Origin of the sequence: Corynebacterium sp. MSK008, from assembly GCF_030232585.1 — a bacterium.
GTDB lineage: Bacteria > Actinomycetota > Actinomycetes > Mycobacteriales > Mycobacteriaceae > Corynebacterium.
Genome location: NZ_JASPJX010000009.1, coordinates 91,094 through 112,842, shown reverse-complemented (window position 1 = coordinate 112,842; position 21,749 = coordinate 91,094). Strand labels below are relative to the sequence as shown.

The 21,749-nt window shown below is 66.4% G+C and carries 22 protein-coding genes; 15 read left to right on the top strand and 7 right to left on the bottom strand.

Annotated features, from left to right (window positions below; translation table 11 throughout):
- Positions 1-157: 157 nt before the first annotated feature.
- From QP996_RS08775 to QP996_RS08760, 4 genes are all read right to left on the bottom strand, one after another.
- A complete protein-coding gene (locus QP996_RS08775) occupies positions 158-493 on the bottom strand; it encodes a hypothetical protein (RefSeq protein WP_284872264.1) in 336 nt (111 codons plus the stop codon).
- A 79-nt stretch (positions 494-572) separates the two neighbouring features.
- Positions 573-1,232, bottom strand: a complete 660-nt coding sequence (locus QP996_RS08770; RefSeq protein ID WP_284872263.1) for a TIGR03089 family protein — start codon at positions 1,230-1,232, stop codon at positions 573-575.
- 27 nt (positions 1,233-1,259) lie between these two features.
- Positions 1,260-1,382, bottom strand: coding sequence for an AbgT family transporter (locus QP996_RS08765; RefSeq protein ID WP_284872271.1), 123 nt, complete (start codon positions 1,380-1,382; stop codon positions 1,260-1,262).
- Positions 1,383-1,415: 33 nt separating this feature from the next.
- Positions 1,416-3,011 (bottom strand): LCP family protein, encoded by a 1,596-nt coding sequence (locus tag QP996_RS08760; RefSeq protein ID WP_284872262.1) that lies wholly within the window; start codon positions 3,009-3,011, stop codon positions 1,416-1,418.
- 96 nt (positions 3,012-3,107) lie between these two features.
- Here QP996_RS08760 and QP996_RS08755 point away from each other — a divergent pair, with 96 nt between their 5' ends.
- From QP996_RS08755 to QP996_RS08745, 3 genes are all read left to right on the top strand, one after another.
- Positions 3,108-4,040 carry a glycosyltransferase family 2 protein gene (locus tag QP996_RS08755; protein ID WP_284872261.1) on the top strand — a complete coding sequence of 311 codons (933 nt, stop codon included), beginning with the start codon at positions 3,108-3,110 and terminating at the stop codon, positions 4,038-4,040.
- Between the two features lie 36 nt (positions 4,041-4,076).
- Positions 4,077-5,195: a mannose-1-phosphate guanylyltransferase gene (gene manB, locus QP996_RS08750; RefSeq protein ID WP_284872260.1), complete on the top strand. Its 1,119-nt coding sequence runs from the start codon at positions 4,077-4,079 to the stop codon at positions 5,193-5,195.
- 328 nt (positions 5,196-5,523) lie between these two features.
- Positions 5,524-5,772, top strand: a complete 249-nt coding sequence (locus QP996_RS08745; RefSeq protein ID WP_171194374.1) for a WhiB family transcriptional regulator — start codon at positions 5,524-5,526, stop codon at positions 5,770-5,772.
- Positions 5,773-5,775: 3 nt separating this feature from the next.
- Here QP996_RS08745 and QP996_RS08740 read toward each other — a convergent pair whose 3' ends face one another.
- Entirely contained in the window at positions 5,776-6,249 is a 474-nt protein-coding gene (locus QP996_RS08740; protein WP_284872259.1) for a metallopeptidase family protein, read from the bottom strand.
- Between the two features lie 93 nt (positions 6,250-6,342).
- Between QP996_RS08740 and QP996_RS08735 the strand changes: the two genes are divergently transcribed.
- The 4 genes from QP996_RS08735 to manA are packed head-to-tail and all read left to right on the top strand — an operon-like array spanning position 6,343 to position 10,415.
- Positions 6,343-6,810, top strand: coding sequence for a DUF3499 domain-containing protein (locus QP996_RS08735; protein WP_284872258.1), 468 nt, complete (start codon positions 6,343-6,345; stop codon positions 6,808-6,810).
- An 18-nt stretch (positions 6,811-6,828) separates the two neighbouring features.
- Positions 6,829-8,199 (top strand): phosphomannomutase/phosphoglucomutase, encoded by a 1,371-nt coding sequence (locus QP996_RS08730; protein WP_284872257.1) that lies wholly within the window; start codon positions 6,829-6,831, stop codon positions 8,197-8,199.
- A 25-nt stretch (positions 8,200-8,224) separates the two neighbouring features.
- On the top strand, positions 8,225-9,223 hold the full coding sequence (locus QP996_RS08725) for a hypothetical protein (protein WP_284872256.1): 999 nt from the start codon (positions 8,225-8,227) through the stop codon (positions 9,221-9,223).
- A 10-nt stretch (positions 9,224-9,233) separates the two neighbouring features.
- Entirely contained in the window at positions 9,234-10,415 is a 1,182-nt protein-coding gene (gene manA, locus QP996_RS08720) for a mannose-6-phosphate isomerase, class I (protein WP_284872255.1), read from the top strand.
- A 3-nt stretch (positions 10,416-10,418) separates the two neighbouring features.
- Here the strand turns inward: manA and QP996_RS08715 are convergent, their stop codons facing one another.
- Positions 10,419-11,393 (bottom strand): hypothetical protein, encoded by a 975-nt coding sequence (locus QP996_RS08715; protein ID WP_284872254.1) that lies wholly within the window; start codon positions 11,391-11,393, stop codon positions 10,419-10,421.
- A gap of 225 nt (positions 11,394-11,618) precedes the next feature.
- Between QP996_RS08715 and QP996_RS08710 the strand changes: the two genes are divergently transcribed.
- The 8 genes from QP996_RS08710 to secA all read left to right on the top strand — a co-directional run bounded on the left by QP996_RS08710 (position 11,619) and on the right by secA (position 21,162).
- On the top strand, positions 11,619-11,969 hold the full coding sequence (locus tag QP996_RS08710; protein ID WP_284872253.1) for a hypothetical protein: 351 nt from the start codon (positions 11,619-11,621) through the stop codon (positions 11,967-11,969).
- A 4-nt stretch (positions 11,970-11,973) separates the two neighbouring features.
- Positions 11,974-12,582 (top strand): dTMP kinase, encoded by a 609-nt coding sequence (locus tag QP996_RS08705; protein WP_284872252.1) that lies wholly within the window; start codon positions 11,974-11,976, stop codon positions 12,580-12,582.
- Positions 12,583-12,609: 27 nt separating this feature from the next.
- Positions 12,610-13,293 carry an MtrAB system response regulator MtrA gene (gene mtrA, locus QP996_RS08700; RefSeq protein WP_284872251.1) on the top strand — a complete coding sequence of 228 codons (684 nt, stop codon included), beginning with the start codon at positions 12,610-12,612 and terminating at the stop codon, positions 13,291-13,293.
- 33 nt (positions 13,294-13,326) lie between these two features.
- Positions 13,327-14,958 carry an MtrAB system histidine kinase MtrB gene (gene mtrB, locus QP996_RS08695; RefSeq protein ID WP_284872250.1) on the top strand — a complete coding sequence of 544 codons (1,632 nt, stop codon included), beginning with the start codon at positions 13,327-13,329 and terminating at the stop codon, positions 14,956-14,958.
- Positions 14,951-16,654 carry an MtrAB system accessory lipoprotein LpqB gene (lpqB, locus tag QP996_RS08690; protein ID WP_284872249.1) on the top strand — a complete coding sequence of 568 codons (1,704 nt, stop codon included), beginning with the start codon at positions 14,951-14,953 and terminating at the stop codon, positions 16,652-16,654. Before mtrB ends, lpqB begins: the two co-directional genes overlap by 8 nt.
- A gap of 118 nt (positions 16,655-16,772) precedes the next feature.
- A complete protein-coding gene (locus tag QP996_RS08685) occupies positions 16,773-17,291 on the top strand; it encodes a ComF family protein (RefSeq protein WP_284872248.1) in 519 nt (172 codons plus the stop codon).
- A 405-nt stretch (positions 17,292-17,696) separates the two neighbouring features.
- On the top strand, positions 17,697-18,398 hold the full coding sequence (hpf, locus tag QP996_RS08680; protein ID WP_284872247.1) for a ribosome hibernation-promoting factor, HPF/YfiA family: 702 nt from the start codon (positions 17,697-17,699) through the stop codon (positions 18,396-18,398).
- Positions 18,399-18,600: 202 nt separating this feature from the next.
- Positions 18,601-21,162, top strand: a complete 2,562-nt coding sequence (gene secA, locus QP996_RS08675; RefSeq protein ID WP_284872246.1) for a preprotein translocase subunit SecA — start codon at positions 18,601-18,603, stop codon at positions 21,160-21,162.
- Between the two features lie 27 nt (positions 21,163-21,189).
- On the opposite strand, the gene QP996_RS08670 is transcribed toward secA, so the two are convergent.
- Positions 21,190-21,453 carry a hypothetical protein gene (locus tag QP996_RS08670; RefSeq protein ID WP_284872245.1) on the bottom strand — a complete coding sequence of 88 codons (264 nt, stop codon included), beginning with the start codon at positions 21,451-21,453 and terminating at the stop codon, positions 21,190-21,192.
- Between the last annotated feature and the right edge of the window lie 296 nt (positions 21,454-21,749).

Genomic DNA, 21,749 nt, shown 5'->3' with positions numbered 1-21,749 from the left:
TTCACATCCTTCGGAGTCCAACGACCAGCCACAACAACCTCCAAGTCGAGGTGGCGCATTCACCCACTGACAACTCCGGCCATACTCTGGATCCCTTACTCGGGCTTTGTGGAATGGGGGTTGCGCCGAGACGGGGGGTCGCGCTGGGGCGGAAGCGCTACTTCTGCAGGCCCGGCAGGTTCAGGCCCAGGTGGGGGCCGGCGAAGTACAGGCCGGCGGCGCCGATGGTGGCCACGATGGCGAGGATGCCGGCGAGCAGGCCGGCGAAACGCATGGCGTTGTCGATCTCGTCCTGAGTGAACTCGGAACTGCCCGGGCCGCTGGACTGCTTGCCCTGGTCGGGCTGGTCAGAGGTCTGGTCGGTGGCTGCGGCGGTGTCGTTGGCCGGGGCGGCGCCGGCCACCGGGGCGGTGCCTGCGACGAGGGCGACGGCGAGCGCGGGGGCGATGGCGCGTCGGGAGATAGAGCTGGTGAGCATGAGCGGTCCCTTCATGGGCGTGAGTGTATCCGCCACAGAATAACCGACCGGGCCCGAGCGCCCGCCCAAAAGGCCCGCCCACAAGGCACCGAAATTACTGCCCGTCGATGAAGCGGGTGACCTTCTCCGCCTCGGCGATCTCCTGCAGCCGCTCGGCGGAGACCAGCCCGGTGACCACGACGACGGAGCCACCGGCCGCGATGGGGCCGAGCACGTTCGCCGCGAACTCATCGGTGGTGTGCCAGTCCTGCACCAGGTAGCGCTGCGCATCGATGCCGGGCACGGTGAACTCGCTCAGCGCAGGCGAGGTGCCGAAGTAGTCGTCGCCGTAGAAGCGCACGGTGGGCCCGAAGTCCACGGTGCCCACGGGAAGCTCGCCGCCGGCTTCCACCACGCCGCGCCCGAACGGGTCGTCGGAGACCACAACGCAATCGGGCACCTCGCTCCACCGCGCGGCGCCGTCCAGGGTGGTGAAGATGAGGTCGGGGGAGGGGGAACCGGAGGCGTCGATAAGCGGGGTGCGCGAGGAGTTGTACGCGCCGATCGCGATGACCGCTGCTTGCCACGACACCGGCAGATCGATGGCGACCTCGTCGCCGGCGTCGAACTCCTCGTCGAGCATGTTGGCGACCTTGCTGGCCCAGTTGTCCAGCGTCTGCGCCGAAAAATCCATGCGCACGCCGCGCGAGTCGTCGTAGACGGTCAGGCGTGGCGTCGACGGGTCGGTCTGCATCAGCGGTGCGAGCATGCTCATGCCCGCCCATCGTAAGGGGCAATTGCTTTACGACGCCAACAAGATCGACGCGCCCGGCCCCAACGGAAGATCGAACTGGTACCAGATAAACAGCAGCACCAGCCAGAACATCCAGAACACCACCGTGAACACGATCAGGCGCGACATCAGGGTGGCGATGCCGGCCTAGTTGTCGGGGCGGTGTTAGTTCACGCAGCGCGGGCTGTCGCCGTCGGCAGTGATCTCGGGGGCGATCTCGGTGGCACCGAAGTCCTCGCCAGGGGTGCCCACCGGTGCCTCCTGCTGCGCTTCCTCCGCGGTCATCACGCCCGGTCCGGCGTAATCCTCGGCCACGACGGCCACCATCGTGCCCGGCTCGAGCGAGGCGTTGGCCACCACCGGCACACCGCCGAGGATGCGGGCGAGCTCCTGCGCGGCAGGATCGTTGGCGTCGGGTGCCACCACCTGGCTCTGGTAGTACAGGCCCTCCATGGCGTTGGCCACCTCGGAGACCTGGACGCCCTGGCTGGAAAGCTCCTCGCCGACGCGGCCCGCCTGGCCCGGCACGGCTCCGGCGTTGAGCACGATGACGTCCTGGGCGCCGAGCACCGTGGAATCCGCGGCGGGGGAGTCTGAAGTGGCGGTGTCGTTTTCCTGGTCGTCCTCCTGCGCGGGCTTCACCGAGTCCTCCATGAACTGGTGCACCTGGGTCACGTCGACGGTGATGATGGACTCGCCGTAGTCGCCGACGCCGTTGACGGACGTGACCGGGATCGTGGTGAACGTGACATTGTCGCCGGCCAGGCCGGAGAGCTGCTGCGCGAAGCGGACCACGTCCCAGTCCTTGTCCAGCGTGACGGAGCGCTCCGCGGCGTTGGCGAGTTCGCGCAGGCGCGCCGGGTTGGTCAAAGTGCCCGCGGAGAGCATGTTGCGCACCAGCGACGCCATGAAGGTCTGCTGGCGGACAATGCGGTCGAGGTCGCCGCGGGGCAGGTCGTGGCGCTGACGCACAAACGACAACGCCTGGGTTCCGTTGAGCGTTTGGACACCGGCGGGGAAGTGGGCGCCGGACAGCGGCTCGTCCACCGCATTGTTCAGGCACACGGTCACGCCGCCCACGGCATCCGTGAGTAGGACGAAACCGAGCAGACCCACCTGCGCGAAGTGGTCGACCTCTACGCCGGTGAGGTTGGCCACTGCGTCGATGAGCCCCTCTTGGCCGGCGCGGGCAACCTGCTGCTCCAGCTCCGGGCCCTCGGACATCCCGTCCTCTTCGACCAGCTCTTCGCGCTTGTCGGCGGCGTAGGCGCCGTAGACGCCGTTGATCTTGAGGTTACCGTAGGTGGAGTCGTGGATGTAGGTGTCGCGGGGGATAGACACTGCCGTCGCCTTGGAGCCGTCCTCCGGGATGCGGATCACCATGATGGTGTCGGTGTTGATCTCACCGTCGGCTACGCCGGCGTTGAGGCGGGCGAGCTCTTCCTCGCTTAAGGGGTTGCCCTGCGCGTCTGTGCGTGAGTCAGAGCCGACGAGCAGGATGTCCACTGCCCCGTCGAGCGCCGCGTCGTCCTTATTGCCTTTGCCCTTGGATTTGCTCTGGGAGCTGACGTCGAGCTCCGAGGCGGAAAGCTGCCCGCCCAAGCGGCCGACGGCGAAGTAGCCGACGCCGGACAGGGTGATCGCCAGGGCAGAGACCACTGCAAGGACCCCTTTGACCACGGGGTGTCCGGATTGGGACACGTCTCGCGCTCGCGATGGTGCCGCCTGAATGTCGCGGGCACGCCGGTTGGGGTCAGTCACGCGGGGAAGTATACGACATCCCCGTTTGAATCCCTGCCGCAGTGCCTGTGCCGTACACCAATTTCGGCCCCACCGGTGGGTATGATTCCAGCCATTGTGAATGCAGACTTTCTCCATACACCTGAGGCAGCGGCGGGCGATCCGCCGCTTGCGGTGATTACGGTGACGTTTTCGCCGGGCGAGCATTTGTCGCACCTGATTGCCTCGCTCGACGCTGCGACGCGCGGCAAGGCGCACTTGGTCTGCGCGGATAACGGCTCCACCGACGGTGCGCCGCAGCGCGCGGCCGCCGAGCACGAGCACGTGGAGTTTCTGCCCACCGGGGGAAACATCGGATACGGGGCGGCGATTAATGTCGCGGCCGCGGCGCTGCGGAAGCGTCGAGAAGCGAATGCCATCCGAGACGACTACTTCCTCATCGTCAACCCCGACGTCGAGTTCGGCCCGGGCAGCATCGACGAGCTGATCCGCTGCATCGACGCCGCGCCCGAAGTTGGGGCGGCAGGCCCGCGCATCGAGGAAGCGGACGGCTCCGCGTACCCCAGCGCGCGCGAGGTGCCGGGCCTTGCAACAGGTATCGGGCATGCATTGCTTTACGACGTCTGGCCGCGCAACCCCTTTTCCCGCGCCTACAAAGCAGACGCGAACATGCACGTCCAGCGCACCGCAGGGTGGCTCTCCGGCGCGTGCCTGCTGGTGCGGTGGGATGCTTTCGACGCCATCGGCGGCTTCGACGAGCGCTACTTCATGTACCTGGAAGACATCGACTTCGGCGACAGGCTTTCGCGCGCCGGTTGGGATAACTTGTACTGCCCGTCGTCGGTGATCTTGCACGATCAAGGCCATGTTGCGGGCAAGTTCCGCAAGGTCACGGTGCCCGCGCACCACGGCTCGGCCTATCGCTTCCAGCGTGACAGGCACCCGCACCGGTGGCAGGCCCCACTGCGTTGGGCGTTGTGGCTCGGGCTGAAGGTCCGCGGGGCGTTCCAGCTTGGGCTGCGCAAGCCGAGCCGGTGCAACAAAACTTAGAGAAAACTCCAGTAGGCAGGAAGAAAAGGACGAGCAATGGCAACTTCGGAGCACATCGGCGCCACGCAGGCGGCCGACGGGGCAGTGGCAGAGATGGATGCGGTAATCCTGGTGGGCGGGCGCGGCACGCGCCTGCGCCCGCTGACGGTGTCGACGCCGAAGCCGATGCTGCCCACCGCGGGGTATCCATTCCTGGCGCACCTGTTGGCCCGAATCAAGGCCGCCGGCATGCACCACGTTGTGCTGGGCACGTCCTATAAGGCGGAGGTGTTCGAGGAGTACTTCGGCGACGGCTCCGAATTCGGCCTGGAAATCGAGTATGTGGTGGAGGAGGAAGCCCTCGGCACCGGCGGCGGCATCCGCAACGTTTTGGACAAGCTGCGCTACGACAACGCGATGGTCTTCAACGGTGATGTGCTTTCCGGCGCGGACCTGTCCGCCATCGCCGCCACCCACGTTGACAAGGACGCGGATGTCACGCTGCACCTGGTGCGCGTGCCGGATCCGCGCGCCTTCGGCTCGGTGCCCACAGACGAGGACGGCAACGTGCTGGCGTTTCTGGAGAAGACGGAGGATCCGCCGACCGACCAGATCAACGCCGGCTGCTACGTGTTCAAGCGCTCCGTGATCGAGCAGATCCCAGCTGGCCGGGTGGTGTCGGTGGAGCGCGAGACGTTCCCGGGGCTGTTGTCGTCGGGCGCGAAGGTGGTCGGCCACGTGGATTCGTCCTACTGGCGCGACATGGGCCGCCCGGACGATTTCGTCCAGGGTTCCTCGGACGTGGTGCGCGGCATCGCCTACTCGCCGCTGCTTGAGGGGCGCACGGGCGAGTCGCTTGTCGACGACTCCGCTGGCGTCGCGCACGGCGTCATCCTCATGGGCGGCACGGCTGTCGGCCGCGGCTGCGAGATCGGCGCCGGCTCGCGCGTGGACGATTCGGTGATCTTCGACGGCGTGACCATCGAGCCCGGCGCGATGGTGCGCAACTCCATCATCGCCGCCGGGGCGAGGATTGGGGCGAACGCGCGGATCACGGACTGCGTGATCGGCGAGGGAGCACGCGTCGGGGCGCGTTGCGAGCTGCAGGCGGGCATGCGTGTGTGGCCGGGTGTGGAAATTCCGGACTCGGGAGTGCGTTTCTCTCCGGACGCGTAAGCGACACGCCAAAACCGGCAAATAGTTGCTCAAATCCGCGCCACCACTAGATGTAGTACCCCCTATACCCACCCCCATCTTTCGCTACGTGTGACTGATGTGACTCGTGTGACGAGCGACGTGGGAAATGGGGTGTCCGGGGCAAAAACTGCAGAATTCTGGTTGCGGCTATTTAGTGTCGCGGTGTGTAATCACAACAGTGTTATCCGCAGAACCCGCCCGCCGGGAACTGCGGTCACCACTCTTATACGACCGACAAGCAACTAAGGAAGGTAATGGCGTGGAAAACCAGGCAGACGCCACCCTCCGCGGCGCAGCCGCAGGAGGGATGACCCTCGACGAGTTGTTCGGCGCCGTCGAGCAGGAGTGGCAGGACCAGGCGCTGTGCGCCCAGACCGACCCGGAGGCGTTCTTCCCCGAGAAGGGTGGCTCCACGCGTGAGGCGAAGCGAATCTGCAAGGCGTGCGCCGTGCGCGACGAGTGCTTGGAGTACGCACTCGAGCACGACGAGCGTTTCGGCATTTGGGGCGGGCTCTCCGACCGTGAGCGCCGCCGCCTGAAAAAGCAGATCGGCTAAGCCTTACCAGGGGAAGTCTGGGGTGATAGTCCTCGGATCCAAGTTGAGGTAATTGGCCACAAGAGCGGTCAGAACCCATGTGAGGAGTTCTGACCGCTCTTGTGTGTGCGTGGTGCGGTGCTCAATGGGCATGCGGAACACCACAAAGCGTGCGCGCGTGGGGTTGCCGTGCTTGTCCACGCCGGCCTGCAGCACGCGGCCGAGCGGCACTGGGCCGTCGGCGATGATCTCGTCCGGAAGCACCGTCATATCGGGGTGTAAGCGCATGCGCGGGATGGTGTCCACGGCCAGGTCCACGCCGGCCAGCTCGTTGAAGTACTGGTTGTGCAGTGGTGCGTAGGCGTCGATGACCAGCTGGTCGAAGCTGTTTGCGCGGGTGCGGTAGCGTGGCACCCCCACCGGCAGGATGGGCCCGCGCACGCCCCGGCCGTGACGGTTGCGGGCCGGTTGCACGTGGGAGGGGCCTGTCGAGCTCATAGCTGGCAATGCTATTGTCCCGCGCGGCAAAGGTGGCGCGGGCGCGCCGCGTTGCACTATCGAAATCTCAATGTGGGGTTTAGACTTGGCGCCGTGAATATTTACCGCCGTTGTTGCCGCCCCGGGTGCGGTCGGCCCGCCGTGGCCACGCTGATCTACGCGTACGCGGATTCGACGGCAGTGGTCGGACCGCTCGCGCCCGCCCCGGACCCGCACGCATGGGACCTATGTGAGCGCCATTCCGCACACATCACCGCCCCGGTGGGGTGGGAGCTGGTCCGCGTCGAGCATGTCGAGCTTGACGACGACGAGCTGGACGACGAGAACACCGAGATCACCGCACTCGCGGAGGCGGTACGCGAAGCAGGGCGGGTGACCACCGGGCTGGTGGAAACCGGCCAGGACCCGATCGAGTACTCGGCGGACAAGGACTTCAACAACCCGGACACCTCCAACCACCCGGTGCACCGCACGAAGCGTGTGGAGGAGCAGATAGCCGCGGCCAAGGCGGCTCGGCGCTCCCACCTGCGCATCGTGCCGGACCCGGAGGCTGAGCAGTAGCGCGATAAGATACCGCGCATGGCTATTGAGCACACAAACGAGACGCTGAAGAGCGTTATCAAGGCGTACGACGTCCGCGGCGTCGTTGGCGAGACCATCGACGAGGACTTCGTCCGCACCGCAGGCGCGGCGTTCGCGCACATCCTGCGCGGGGAAGGCGAGACCCGCATCGCGGTCGGCCACGACATGCGCCCGTCCTCGCCCGCGCTTGCAGACGCCTTCGCGCAAGGCGCCGCCAGCCAGGGCCTCAACGTGACACTGCTGGGCCTGACCTCCACCGACGAGCTGTACTTCGTCGCCGGCACGAAGCGCTGCGCCGGCGCGATGTTCACCGCTTCGCACAACCCGGCGCAGTACAACGGCATCAAGCTCTGTCGCGCGGGTGCAACCCCGGTGTCCACAGACACGGGTTTGGGCGAGATCGCCCGCATGATCCTCGAGGGTGTGCCGGAGTATGAGGGGGAAGCCGGGGGCGTCGATAAGCATGATGCCCTGGATGAGTACGCCTCCTACCTGCGCGAGCTTGTGCCGGTGCCTGCGCGCCGCAAGCTTGTTGTGGCGGTGGACGCGGCCAACGGCATGGCCGGCATGACGGTGCCGGCAGTGCTGGGGGATATGGACATCCGCCCGCTGTACTTCGAGCTCGACGGCACCTTCCCCAACCACGAGGCGAACCCGCTGGACCCGAAGAACCTGGTGGACCTGCAGAAGTTCACCGTGGAGCAGGGCGCCGATATCGGGCTGGCCTTCGACGGCGACGCGGACCGCTGCTTCGTGGTGGACGAGCGCGGAGAGGCTGTCTCACCGTCCGCGATCACCGCGCTGATTGCCACCCGCACGCTCGAGCAGCACCCTGGCGCGACCGTCATCCACAACCTGATCACCTCGCGCGCGGTGCCGGAGTTGATTGAAGAACACGGCGGCAAGGCGGTGCGCACCCGCGTGGGCCATTCCTACATCAAGGCGCAGATGGCGGAGCATGCCGCGCTGTTCGGCGGCGAGCACTCCGCGCACTACTACTTCTCGGAGTTCTTCAACGCTGACTCCGGTCTTGTGGCCGCGCTGCACGTGCTGGCCGCGCTGGCGGAGCAGGACGCGCCGCTGAGCGAGCTGATGGCGCAATACGAGCGCTACACCGCCTCCGGCGAGATCAACTCCGAGGTCGCCGACCAGGCCGCGGCCACGCAGCGCGTGGTGGACGCGTTCAAAGACCGCGCGGAATCCGTCGACACCCTCGACGGCGTGACCGTGCAGCTGAAAGGCTCCAAGGCATGGTTCAACGTGCGCGCCTCCAACACCGAGCCGCTGCTGCGCCTGAACGCCGAGGCGCCGACGCGCGAAGAGGTGGACGCGCTGACGGAGGAAATCCTCGGCATCATCCGCGCATAATCATCCCCGCGTACGCTCGCGGGGTATGAGCGGACTTTCCAGGGAAGACGCCCTGTTTTTCGACATCGCCCACGAGGGCGCCCAGCTCCGCGCCGTGGGCCAGGCGGCACACCTGCTTGCGGGGTTGCACGGGCTTGAGCCCCGCAGCGTGGTCGTGCTGGCCACGGACCAGGTCGCGGCAGCTGCGGCGCGTGCGGTGGTGGCGTTCGCCGCCCCGCTCGAAGTGCCGGTGGTGGTCGCGGACGTGCTGCCGGCGTACGTCGGTGCGCTCGATGTCGTGGTGGTTGTGGGCGACAACGCGGGCCGCGAGGAGGATCTGCGCGGTTTGATCACCGCGGCCAACCGCGGCGCCGAAACCATCCTCGCCGGCCCGAATAAGGGGCCCTTGCTTGACGACGCACCAAAGGCCACCACCGTCATCCCCGCCCTGCCCGACACCGCTGGGGCCTCCCCGCTGCGCGCGTGTGCCGTCGTGGGGGCGGTGCTTGCCACGCTGCGCCAGCCAGCTGAAGTGGTGGCGGAGCGGTTCGAGCTCCTGGCGGCGGAAGTGGACGCCGAGCTGGAGTCTGTCTCCCCAAGGCGCGACGTGGCGGTCAACGCCGCGCGCAAACTGCGCGCCCAGGTTGACGGCGCCCGGGTGTTGCACACCGGATTCGGGCGGGCCGGAAGCGCGGTGGCGGGGCTAGTGGCGGCGCTGTGGTCGACGCACGGCATCCCCGCTTCCGCGGTGGATGCCCAGGAATTGCCCTTTGCTGTCCAGCGTGCTCAGGAGGGCAATTCCGCCGCCGCCGCGGACGATATCTTCCACGACCCCTACCTTGACGGCCCCTCGAAGCTGGTAGGTTTAACAACCGTTGTTTGGTCGTGCGAGACCACCGATCCGGTGGGCCCAGCAGGCAGCTGGATCGAGTGCGTGGAGACCGATGCGGATGATCCGGCGGCCCGTGCGGCGCGCCTGCTTTCCAGGGCGTACGCGGCGACGGCGCTAGTCGCCGACGCCGATGCCGCCGCCACGGAGGAGTAGAAGGAGAACCATGGAGCACCTCGAAGGAGCTCTGCGCCCCTACCCCTGGGGCTCCCATACGTTAATTGCCCAGTTGCGAGGCGAACCTTCGCCGAGCCCGCAGCCGCAGGCCGAGCTCTGGTTCGGCGCCCACCCGGCCGCCCCGGCGACGGTGAACGGGCTGGGCCTCGACGAGGTCATCGCCGACGACCCTGCCGCCGCGCTGGGTGCGCGGGTGCAGGAAGCTCACGGCGACCAGCTGCCGTTTCTGGTCAAACTGCTTGCCGCCGCCGCCCCTTTGAGCATCCAGGCCCACCCCTCACTGGAGCAGGCCAAGGAAGGCTTCGAGCGGGAAAACGCTGAGGGGATTGCGCTGAACAGCCCGGACCGCAACTACAAGGACCCGAACCACAAGCCCGAGCTCATCGTTGCGCTCACCGAGTTCCGCGCCCTTGCCGGGTTCCGTCCGGTGCCGGATACCGCCGCGTTTTTTGACGAGCTTGGCAGCGCGGAGCTGAACCGCTATGCCACCTTGTTGCCCACGGACGGTGAAGGTGATCTGCGCGCGTTGTTCACCACGCTGATTTCGCTGCCGCACCAGCCGCGGGTGGAGCTGATCGAGGCGGTGAAGCGCGCGGCGGCGGAGCTCGTTGAGAAGCACACCGCACCTGCGTGGATGGTGGAGGCCGCGGAGGTCTACCTGGAGCTCAACCAGGCCTACCCGGGTGACGTCGGCGTGCTTGCGGCGCTGCTGCTCAATGTGCTCACCCTCGCGCCTGGCGAGGCGGCGTTTCTGCGCGCCGGCCAGCTCCACGCCTACCTGTCCGGGCTGGGCGTAGAAGTCATGGCCAATTCCGACAACGTGCTGCGCGGCGGGTTGACCACCAAGCACGTGGACGTGCCGGAGCTGGTGAAGGTGCTGGACTTCAGCACCTTGGAAAATCCGCGGGCGGAAGCGGCCCCGTCCCAGGGCGGGGTGGAGTTCAAGCTCCCGGTGGACAGTTTCGCGGTGCGCGTGCATGCGCTTTCCGACGGCGAAACGTTGCCCATCGACGAGGACGGGCCCGCAATCGTGCTGTGCACCGCCGGCGAGGTGCGCGGTGCCGACGGGTTCGTGCTGCCCCAAGGCAATGGCGCCTGGGTGCCGGCAAGCGAAGGAAACGTCGAGTTGACCGCTTCGGGTGCGGCGCAAGTGTTTGTGGCGACGGCCTAGCCGCTACTGCGGGTAGCCCGCAACGTCTTCTTTGCCTTCGACATGAGTCGGGGCGGCATCCGGAGTCGTCTTGGCTGCAGCGTTTTGGCTGGTGTTCTGCGGCACGGGGGAAGACTCGGCGATACCGGCACCTGCGGACGGCTGCATCGTCGCGCCGTGCGCGCTAGCCGGGTCGGAAGGAGACGGCGCTGCGTCCTGGACGCCGTCCGGCCCGTGCGACGGGCCCGCACCGCGACCCGGCTGCGGGTCCTGCTCCGATTCGTCGGACGCTTCGGTGGTCGGCGACTGCTCTGGCTGCTTCGACGGCTCTGCAGAAGGGGGGTGCGTCGGCTCGGCGGCCTCCGACGGCTGCGCTTCAGATCCGCCGGGTGCTGGGGCGGCCGGGGTGCTCGTCTGGCCGACGCTGCTCTCGCCTGGCTCGCGCGACGGGGTGCTGTCCGGTGTTTGCTGGGACGGGGTACGTGCGCTGGTCTGGCCGCCCGCCGGGGTCGGCTCCGCTGCTGGTTTGGTGTCCTGCGCTGTCATCGGGCGGGCAGAGGACGGGACAATGTTTGACGGGCGGTATACGCGGGACGGCTGCCCAGATTCTGGCGCCGGCGCGACAACAGCGTGCGGCGGCAGGTACGGGTCGTGCGCCGCGTTGTAGCCGGTGGGCATGGACGCGCCGGCGCGTTGTTGGCCGGGGCCTGCTTGGCCCGCCGTGCCCACGGCGCGGTCGGTGCCGCCGTTGTTGTCTGCGGAGTTGGTGGCGCTGCGCACGGTACGCGTTTGCGTCTGGTTCTCTGTCACCGTTGCAGTTGTCGGGCTCGACGCGGTGGACGTGGCGCTGGCACCTGCGGTTCCGGCTGCTTCAGCGGTGAAACCGGCGCGGTTGTTCTGGCCGGGGGAGGAGGTGGCCCAGACGGTGAACCCGACGAGGGCAGCAAGCAGCGCACCTGCGCCGATGAAAACGGCTACCCGGCGTGCTGTCCCTTCCACGGCGACTCCTCCCGTGGGGCGTTTTCGTCCCCACGTCTTGGTTACAACTTGGTAACGTTTCGCTTTGTAGCACTGTTTATAGCACGCGAATGGTAAATGCGGAACCCCCACGCGGTGAGTCGTTGCGCGTCTGCCTGCCCCGGGGGAGTGTTTTGCCGTATACAGATGGGTGTAACACGATGCGCGGGCGTCCGTTCGCGCACTACCTATGGAAGGAGCGCCGCAGTGAGCACTTGGGACGAGCAGATTTTCACGGTCGATACCAACACGGACTTCCTGGACGAGCTGGTCGATCTCGATTTCGACGAGGTTTTTGAAGCGGTCCGTGACGCGGTCCTCCTCGCCGCGAAGCAGGACCCGTCTGAGGACGAGTTGCTGAACGGTCAGGCGGCAGCGACCATCGCCGCGATTTGGGCGGGCGCACCGTTTTCTGCCGGTGAGATCGCCGAGACGTACCCATTTATCCGCATGCGTCCCGACGAGATGGACGAGCAGTTGGTCGAGTCTGCGGCCGCTGTGCTCGAGGAAGCGGACACCGAGGAGGACCTGGAGCAGTTCCTCGAGGCGCTGGCGTAACTGCATGATTGTCGCAGTTGAAGGCATCGACGGTGCCGGCAAAAACACGCTCGTCACCGCCCTGAAGGAGCGCCTCGGCGCCGAGACCCTGGCATTTCCCCGCTATGAGACGTCCGTGCACGCGCAGTTGGCGCAGGACGCCCTGCACGGACGCATGGGTGACCTGACAGATTCCGCGTTCGGCATGGCCACCATGTTCGCCTTGGACAGGCATGGGGCGAAGGAGCTTCTCGACGGCTTCGCTGGCCACCGCGACCGCATCATCATCCTGGACCGCTACGTCGCTTCGAACGCGGCGTACACCAGCGCCCGCACGGGCGACGCGGCCGCGGTGAAGTGGGTCCTCGACTTGGAGTTTGAGAAGTTGGAGCTGCCCAAGCCCGATCTTCAAGTATTGGTGGACACCACCCCAGATGTTGCCCGTGAGCGCGCGCAGGCGCGCGAAGAGCAGGACGTCTCGCGCACCCGCGACCGCTACGAACGCGACGTGGCCCTGCAGGTGGCGACGTTTCAGGCGTACGCGGAGCTGGCGGAGCAGAACTGGGTGAGCCGGTGGCTTCGCACCGCAGATCCGGCGGTTATTATGCAGGCAGTGAACGAGCTGGCGCAGTAGTAAAAGCAGCGCAAGATAGGAGGACGCATGGCACCGAAGATCCTCGTGGTGGACGACGACCCGGCGATCAACGAGATGCTGACAATCGTGTTGGAGGCCGAAGGCTTCCAAACCAGCTCCGTGACGGACGGTGCTGAGGCGGTGCCTGCCTTCCGCTCGTTCGACCCGGATCTGATCCTGCTGGATCTGATGCTGCCGGGTGTCAACGGCATCGATATTTGCCGCGAGATCCGCAAGGAGTCCGCGGTTCCCGTGGTCATGCTCACCGCCAAAACGGACACGGTGGACGTCGTGCTGGGCCTGGAGTCCGGCGCGGATGACTACATCACCAAACCGTTCAAACCGAAGGAGCTCGTCGCCCGCATCCGCGCGCGCCTGCGCCGCACCGACGAGACCCCGGCGGACGTCTTCGAGGTCGGCGACCTGACCGTGGACGTGCCGCAGCACACCGTCACCCGCGGCGACGAGGAAATCCAGCTCACCCCGCTGGAGTTCGACCTGCTGGTGGAAATGGCCCGCAAACCCAACCAGGTGCATTCGCGCGAAGAGCTGTTGGAGTCCGTGTGGGGCTACCGCAACGCTTCCGACACCCGCCTGGTCAACGTGCACGTGCAGCGTCTGCGTTCCAAGATCGAGCACGACCCGGAAAACCCGGAGATCATTCTCACCGTCCGCGGCGTGGGCTACAAGACCGGTAAGACGGAGGTGTAGCACCTGGACGCCATACGTCGTGTCGGCGACCGGGTGCGGCACGCCTGGTCCACGAAGCTGCAGGTCCGCTTCGTGGGCACGGTGCTGCTGGTGTCCACGGTCGTGATGTCTGTGCTTGGCTTCGCGCTGGCCTCCGTTGTCACGGACCGCATCACCGCAGCCAAGATTGAAACCGCCACTGTGGAGATTGAGCGCGCCCGCTCGACCGTGGAGTACCAGCTGGCCAACTCCGGATCTTCCGCATCCCTGCAAGCTCGCTTGAACTCCGCGCGCGCCGGCTTAACCCAGCGCGCGCAGGAAAGCGGTGATTCCGCCAGTTTCTACGAGCCGGTGCTTATGGTCGAAGCCCCGAACGGTTCCGTGACGTCATCGCCGGAGGCGTACCAAATTCCGAAGCGGCTGGGCGACTATGTCTCGGACGGCAATGTGGCCTACCAGTTCGCCACCGTGGAACGCCCGGACGGTTCGGCCTACGACGCGCTGATCGTGGGCACCCCGACCAACGCGGAGATTCCCAACCTCCGCCTCTACCTGGTGATGAACATGGAAAGCGAAGTCTCCACGGTGGCGCTCATGCGCGGCATTTTGGCGTCCGCCGCCGTGATCGTCGTCGTGTTGCTGATGGGCATTTCGTGGCTCGCGTCCCAGCAGATTGTTGCGCCGGTGCGCTCCGCCTCGCGCACCGCGCAACGCTTCGCATCCGGCCACCTGCGGGAGCGAATGCCTGTCGACGGCGAGGACGAGATGGCCGTGCTAGCCATGTCGTTCAACGACATGGCCGACACCTTAAGCAAGCAGATTGCCAACCTGGAGGAGTACGGCTCGCTGCAGCGCCAGTTCACCTCCGACGTCTCGCACGAGCTGCGCACCCCGCTGACCACGGTGCGCATGGCCGCGGATCTCATCGCCGCGAACGAGGACTCGCTGGAGCCGGCGACCAAGCGCGCCTCGCAGCTGATGACCAGCGAGCTGGACCGCTTCGAGGCGCTGCTCAACGACCTGTTGGAGATTTCCCGCCACGACGCCGGCGTGGCCGAGCTGTCCTCGGCGAACGTGGATGCGCGCCAGCCGGTGGAGTCCGCCTGGCAGCAAACCCACCACCTGGCTGAAGAGCTGGACGTGGACGTCATCTTCGACATCCCGGACGAGCCGCAGACGCTGGAGGGCGACGCCCGCCGCATCGAGCGCGTGGTGCGCAACCTCATGGCCAACGCCATCGACCACTCCGAAGGCAACCCGGTCACCGTGCGCATGCGCTCCAACGACGAGGCGGTGGCGATCACGGTCACCGACGGCGGCGTGGGACTGAAAACCGGCGAGGAAGACCTGGTGTTCAACCGGTTCTGGCGCGCCGACAAGTCCCGCAAGCGCCACTCCGGCGGCACCGGGCTGGGCCTGGCCATTGCCCGCGAAGACGCGCAGCTGCACGGCGGCACGCTCGACGCGATCGGCGAATTCGGGGTGGGCTCGCAGTTCCGCCTGGTGCTGCCGCGCCACCTCGAGGCCGGGTTCACCGAAGCCCCGCTCCTGCTCGAGGCGCCGCGCGCCGTCGAAAAAGCGGAATCACCCGAAGGCGCAGAACACTCTGCTGACAGCGCTGAAGGAATTGGTGGGGAAAGCGGAGCCGTCGATAAGCGAGTGCCCCAGGAGGACACCGATGCGTAAACCCCTTGCCTGCCTGACAGTGGCGCTGACGACCTTGACCGCCAGCTGCGCGTCGCTGCCCACGAACTCCGCGCCGCACGTCATCCGCTCCTTCGCCCCCGAGGAGACCGAAACGCAGGAAGCAGGCCCGAAGGAAGGGCAAGAGCCGGACCTTTTGCTGCGCGATTTTTACCACGCATCCGCCACGCCGGACGGCGACTACGAGACGGCGCGCGCCTACCTCACCGAAGGCGCCTCGGCGGCGTGGGACCCCACCGGGCAGAAACTGGTGGTGGACAGCATTGGCATGACAACCCTGCCGGGCTCGTCAGTGGGGCAGCGCAGTTTCGCGGTGCACGGCCAGGTCGTCGGCACGGTGCGCTCCGGGGGCTCCTACACGCCGGAGCGCGGGGACTACGAGGCCACCATCGACATGGAGATGGTCGACGGGCAGTGGAGGATCTCCTCGCTTCCGCAAGGCGTAGTCTTCGAACGCACAGAACTTCGCAACCAGTACCAGCCTTACAACCTGTACTTCTTCGACCAGGACAACCAGGAACTAGTCACGGACCGCCGCTGGGTGCACTCGCGCCGCGAAACCCTGGCCAGCGACCTGATCGGCCTGCTCATGGAAGGCCCCTCCGAGCGGCTGCGGCCAGCGCTCACCGGCTCGCTGCCCTCGAGCGTGACGTACACGGGCGAGCAGGACGGCGCCTACACCTTCAGCGGTTTCGCCGACGTGGGCGAGGAGGAACGCGCCCGCTTCGCGGCCCAAGTGGTGTGGACGCTCGCCTCCGCCGGCGTCACCGGCCCGTACACGCTTGAGGCCGACGGGCAACCGCTTATCGACGGCACCACCGCCCTGGACACCGACGACTTCATCGCAGCAAGCCCGCTGGTGGAGACGGTGGGGGAGACCAAGCTTTACGCCCTGTCCAGCGGCAAGGTCGTGCGCGTGGACGAGCGCTCCACGCAGCCTGTCGAAGGCAGCCTCGGCACGGCCAGCGACGTGTCTTCCGTGGACATCGCCGGCGGCGGCGAGTGGGCCGCCATCTTTGGCCAACCCGGGAACGATGAGGACGACGTCTTCCGCGTGGGACGGTTCGACGGCACCGAGGCGGAAGTCATGCGCGCGGGCACATTTACCCGCCCCTCGTTCGAACCCGAAGCCGCGGCGGTGTGGACGGTGGTGGACGGCAAACGGATCCTGCGCACCGTGCAGTCGGCGGCCACCGGCAACCTGACCACAGGCGAGGTCAAAGTCGAACTGCCCAAAGGTGTCGACGGCAACATCTCCGTCTTACGCCTGTCCCGCACCGGCACCCGGGTGGTGATGGTGATCGACGGCAGCCTCTACACCGGAATCGTGCGGCGCCAGGCCTCGGGCGAGCGCTCCGTTGTCAACGTCTACGAATACGCCCAAGAGCTGGCGGGCAGCGTCATCTCCGCCGACTGGCGCCCGGACGGCTCGCTGCTGGTGGGCACGACGTCCACCACCCCTGTGATGCGTGTAGAGCAGGACGGCTCGTCCATGACCGCAATGTCTGCAGGCAACATCTCGGCGCCGGTGGTGGCGGTGGCGGCGTCGTCAAGCACGCTGTACGTCACCGACGCGAACGCATTATTGCAAGTGCCGGCCTCCGGCGCGGACAACCCGATCTGGCGCGAGGTACCGGGCCTGGAAGGCGTGCGCGCGCTGCCGATCACTTCGCGCTAGCCTTACCCGCATGGGGGAATTGTTCGGGCAGGTCGGGGAACTGCTGCTGCCGCGCAGATGCGCAGGCTGCCGCGCGCCGGGGCCGTTGCTGTGCCCCGCGTGCCGCGCGGGCCTGGCTGTGCCGCCGCAGCGGGTGTTTCCCAACACCACCCCGCACGCGCCGGTGTTCGCGCTCGGCCCGTACGCGGACCCGCACCGCGGGGTGATCCTGGCCATGAAAGAACGCAACCACCTGGCAGTGCGCCGCCACGTCGGCGCGGTGCTGGCGGCAGCGCTGGACTACCTGGAAGCGCGCGGCGAGATCCCGCACGGGGCGGTGCTGGTGCCGGCGCCCACGAGGGAGCGCTCTGCCCGGGCCCGCGGCGGCGACCCGGTGGAGCAGGTTTGCCGCGCCACCGGCAGGCGGGTCGCGCCCGTTTTGCGTCTGGACCCGCGGACGGCGGACCAGTCCGGCCTCGACGAAGCCGGGCGGCGGGCCAACCTTTCAGGGCGCGTGCAGATCACCGGCGTGCCCGCCGGCCGGGTCGTGCTCGTGGACGACGTAGTCACCACCGGCGCGACATTGCAGGCTAGCGCTGGTCTTCTGCTCTCGCGCGGGGCCGACGTCGCCGCGTGCGTGGCCCTGTGCGCGGCGTAGGGGGTGGGATTTCTGACAGATCACCCCAGCCATTTGCGCCGACCTGGGGATTTAGGGCCAGCCTGACAGATTCAGCCGCAATGTGTCGGGGCGTGGGCATTTGTTCACTCGCTCCACCCTTCCGAGTGAACACATCCCGATCCGCGGGCGAATTTGTTCACTTTGCCCAGGGTGGAAAATTCCCAAGCGGAATCTATTCACTAGCCGGTGAATAAATGTAGGGCTCATAGTGGTGAGGCCGGGGGATTCCTGACAGATTTCGCCGCGAAGTGTCGGGACAGCGGCCCGCCGCCACCCAAGAAAGGTTCGCTTATAGCGAGCGTTGTATAAAACCGGCCGAATTGGTCATAACCAGTTGTATAGTGGTGATGGACACAGTTCCTACTACCGCAAGGGAGGACGCAGATGACGTCTGCAGACCGCAACCCGATCCAAGAGACGCTGAGCCCGGAAGCCCAGGTCACCATCACCGGGCGAAACGTCGAGGTCCCAGAGCATTTCCAGGAACGAGTAAACGGCAAGCTGGCCAAGATTGAAAAGCTTGACCCGACGCTCAAGTCGTTCCATGTGGAGCTGAAGCACGAGAAGAACCCGCGCCGCGAGGCGGAAGCGGAACGCATCCAGATCACCGCCACCGGCTCCGGCCACCTGGCTCGCGCTGAGGCGAAGGAGGAAAACTTCTACGCCGCGCTCGAGGCCGCGGTGGACAAGCTGGAGCGATCCCTGCGCAAGGTGAAGGCGCGCCGCAACATCGCTATGTCCGGCCACCGCGCGCCGAAGAGCACCGGTGTGCTGGCCGCGGAGATGGAGGCGGAGGCGAAGGCCGAGCAGGAGCGCGCCGCCAAGGAGGCCGGCAAGTACGACGTGGACCCGTACGCCGACCAGGTCGAGGACATTGTCCCGGGCCAGATTGTGCGCTCCAAGGTGCACTCGAACGCCCCGCGCAGCGTTGACGATGCGTTGAGTGAGATGGAGTTGGTGGGGCACGACTTCTACCTCTTCGTCAACGAGGAGACCAACCGTCCGGCGGTGGTCTACCGTCGTCACGCTTTCGACTACGGTTTGATCGAACTCGCCCCGGAGGATGAGGTGGAGGCAGCCGAGTAGCGCAGGTTTCCGCAGATCGGAAGATAAAACCCCGCCCCGGCCCGGTTCCGTTTATGGTTCTGGGCGGGGGCGGGGTTCGTCGATAGGCAATGGCTTGGCTGTGGAGTGCCTATGGGGTTGTCTATACCCCGGGAGGCGTGCGTACAATGGCCGGTTGTATCACCTTGGCCCTGTCAACCCATCAGTAAAGGACTTTGCACACGTGTTTGGACTGTCAAAGCTGCTCCGTGCCGGTGAGGGGCGCACCGTCAAGCGCCTTGCCAAGATCGCCGATCAGGTCATGGCGCTCGACGACGAGTACTCCGCGCTGACCGACGAGGAGCTCAAGGCCAAGACCGTCGAGTTCAAGGACAAGCTCGCCGACGGCGCGAGCCTGGACGACATCCTGCTCGACGCGTTCGCCACCGCCCGCGAAGCTTCCTGGCGTGTGCTGGGGCAGAAGCACTTCAAGGTGCAGATCATGGGCGGCGCCGCCTTGCACTTCGGCAACGTCGCCGAGATGAAAACCGGTGAAGGCAAGACCCTGACCTCCGTGTTGCCGGCCTACCTCAACGCCCTGTCCGGCAAGGGTGTGCACGTGGTCACCGTCAACGACTACCTGGCTAAGCGCGACGCTGAGATGATGGGCCGTGTCCACCACTTCCTGGGCCTTGAGGTCGGTGTGATCCTGTCCGAGATGCGCCCGGCCGAGCGCAAGAAGGCGTACGACGCCGACATCACCTACGGCACCAACAACGAGCTCGGCTTTGACTACCTGCGTGACAACATGACGCGCTCGGTCAACGACATTGTCCAGCGCGGCCACAACTACGCCATCGTGGACGAGGTGGACTCCATCCTCATCGACGAGGCGCGTACCCCGCTGATCATCTCCGGCCCGGTGGACGGCTCCAGCCAGTTCTACAACGTGTTCGCGCAGCTCGCCCCGCGCATGCGCGAGGGCATCCACTACGAGGTGGATCAGCGCAAGCGCACCGTGGGTATTTCCGAGGAGGGCGTGGAGTTCGTCGAGGACCAGCTGGGCATTGACAATCTTTACGCTCCGGAGCACTCGCAGCTGGTCAGCTACCTCAACAACGCTATTAAGGCGAAGGAGCTGTTCGAGCGCGACAAGGACTACATCATCCGCCAGGGTGAGGTCATGATCGTGGACGGCTTCACCGGTCGCGTGCTGGCCGGTCGTCGCTACAACGAGGGCATGCACCAGGCCATTGAGGCCAAGGAGCAGGTGGAGATCAAAAACGAGAACCAGACCCTGGCCACGGTGACCCTGCAGAACTACTTCCGTCTCTACGACAAGCTGTCCGGCATGACCGGTACCGCCGAGACCGAGGCGGCGGAGCTGCACCAGATTTACAAGATGGATGTTGTCCAGATCCCGCCGAACCGGCCGAACCAGCGCGCGGACCGCGACGATTTGATCTACAAGACTCAGGAGGCGAAGTTCGCCGCCGTCGCGGAGGACATTGCAGAGCACGCGGCGAAGGGTCAGCCGGTGCTGGTGGGCACCACCTCGGTGGAGCGCTCCGAGTACCTGTCGCAGCTGCTCACCCGCAAGGGCGTGGAGCACAACGTGCTCAACGCGAAGTACCACGAGGAGGAGGGCCGCATCATCGCCGAGGCCGGCCTGCCGGGCAAGGTGACCGTGTCCACCAACATGGCCGGCCGCGGCACCGACATCGTGCTCGGCGGCAACCCGGAGATCCTCCTGGATGCGAAGCTGCAGGCCCAGGGCCTGGACCCGTTGGAGGATTCGGAGCGTTACCAGGAGGCGTGGGACGAGCAGCTGCCGGCGGCGAAGGAGCGTTCGCAGCAGCTTGGCGACGAGGTGCGCGAGGCCGGCGGCCTGTACGTCATCGGCACTGAGCGCCACGAGTCGCGCCGCATTGACAACCAGCTGCGCGGCCGCTCCGGCCGCCAGGGTGACCCGGGCGAATCCCGCTTCTACCTGTCCATGCGCGACGAGCTCATGGTGCGCTTCGTGGGCCAGTCCATGGAGAACATGATGAACCGCCTCAACGTTCCGGACGATGTGCCGATTGAGGCGAAGATGGTCTCCAACGCGATTAAGGGCGCGCAGTCCCAGGTGGAGAACCAGAACTTTGAGATGCGCAAGAACGTGCTCAAGTACGACGAGGTGCTCAACGAGCAGCGCAAGGTGGTCTACCGCGAGCGCCAGGAGATCTTGGGCTCGAAGGACATCGCCGGCCAGGTGCGCCGCATGATCGATTCCACCATCGGTGCCTATGTTGACGGCGCGACCGCGGAGGGCTACGTGGAGGACTGGGACCTCGACGGCCTGTGGAACGCGCTGGATTCCCTGTACGGCCCGACGGTCAGCGCGCAGGAGCTCATCGACGGCGACACGTACGGCCGCGCAGGCGAGCTCACCTCGGAGCAGCTGCGCCAGGCACTTCTCGACGACGCGAATGCCCAGTACGACAAGCTGGAGGACAACGTCGCGTCGATTGGCGGCGATGAGCAGATGCGCAACCTGGAGCGCATGGTGATCCTGCCGATCATCGACACGAAGTGGCGAGAGCACCTCTACGAGATGGACTACCTCAAGGAGGGCATCGGCCTGCGCGCGATGGCGCAGCGCGACCCGCTGGTGGAGTACCAGAAGGAGGGCGGCGACATGTTCAACGCGATGAACGAAGCTGTCCAGGAGGAGACCGTGCGCCAGCTGTTCACGATGCGCAAGCAGTTTGAGACGCAGGAGACTGAGCAGGCGGCTGAGGCGGGCGGCTCCACCGTCGTTTAAGCAATTGCTTATCGACGAGCTGCCGCCTCACAGCACCTTGAATGCGACCAGCTTGCCGTCGCAGATTTTCGCGGCGTACGCCCTCCTAGTGCCGTCTTGAGTTTCGACGGTGCCGAAAAATTCCCCGCCCTCGCGGGCGTGGCAGGTGACCACGTTGAGCCTGCCCGCCGCGGGGGCGGTGCTCGTTGGCCCGTTTGTCAGCGCGGCGGCCTGCTGCCGGGCGCGGATGTGGGCGCGCACCGCGGGCGCGAAGCGCCACGCCATCATGGATGTGGCCCGGTGTTTGCTCATCGCGGCGCTGAGCGCTTCCGCTACGACCGGCTCCACCTCAGTTGGGGCGCCGGGCGGCACAAAATCGGGCCGTTTCGTTCCCAGGGGCCGGTGAAGCGCTGCGGGTGTCTGATTTCGCCGCGGTACGAGCACTTGCACGTGCTTGTGCCCTGGGGCGGTGTAGTACATGGCGGGCATCCTCCCTCATAGTTACGCAGGAATGCGTAGCGGAGGGGGACGGGCGTGGTGCGGGGTAGGTAGTATTGTCCACGTTCGCAGCCGCCCGTGTAAAGGGTGTGCTCACTACAGTAGGCATC

Bases quoted from the DNA above. Each gene is read 5' to 3' on its own strand.
- hpf (WP_284872247.1), top strand. From the start codon at position 17,697: ATGACGTCTGCAGACCGCAACCCGATCCAAGAGACGCTGAGCCCGGAA.
- QP996_RS08775 (WP_284872264.1), bottom strand. From the start codon at position 493: ATGAAGGGACCGCTCATGCTCACCAGCTCTATCTCCCGACGCGCCATC.
- QP996_RS08730 (WP_284872257.1), top strand. From the start codon at position 6,829: ATGGCTATTGAGCACACAAACGAGACGCTGAAGAGCGTTATCAAGGCG.
- QP996_RS08725 (WP_284872256.1), top strand. From the start codon at position 8,225: ATGAGCGGACTTTCCAGGGAAGACGCCCTGTTTTTCGACATCGCCCAC.
- QP996_RS08670 (WP_284872245.1), bottom strand. From the start codon at position 21,453: ATGAGCAAACACCGGGCCACATCCATGATGGCGTGGCGCTTCGCGCCC.
- QP996_RS08740 (WP_284872259.1), bottom strand. From the start codon at position 6,249: ATGAGCTCGACAGGCCCCTCCCACGTGCAACCGGCCCGCAACCGTCAC.
- QP996_RS08705 (WP_284872252.1), top strand. From the start codon at position 11,974: ATGATTGTCGCAGTTGAAGGCATCGACGGTGCCGGCAAAAACACGCTC.
- lpqB (WP_284872249.1), top strand. From the start codon at position 14,951: ATGCGTAAACCCCTTGCCTGCCTGACAGTGGCGCTGACGACCTTGACC.
- mtrA (WP_284872251.1), top strand. From the start codon at position 12,610: ATGGCACCGAAGATCCTCGTGGTGGACGACGACCCGGCGATCAACGAG.
- QP996_RS08770 (WP_284872263.1), bottom strand. From the start codon at position 1,232: ATGAGCATGCTCGCACCGCTGATGCAGACCGACCCGTCGACGCCACGC.
- manA (WP_284872255.1), top strand. From the start codon at position 9,234: ATGGAGCACCTCGAAGGAGCTCTGCGCCCCTACCCCTGGGGCTCCCAT.
- QP996_RS08745 (WP_171194374.1), top strand. From the start codon at position 5,524: ATGACCCTCGACGAGTTGTTCGGCGCCGTCGAGCAGGAGTGGCAGGAC.
- manB (WP_284872260.1), top strand. From the start codon at position 4,077: ATGGCAACTTCGGAGCACATCGGCGCCACGCAGGCGGCCGACGGGGCA.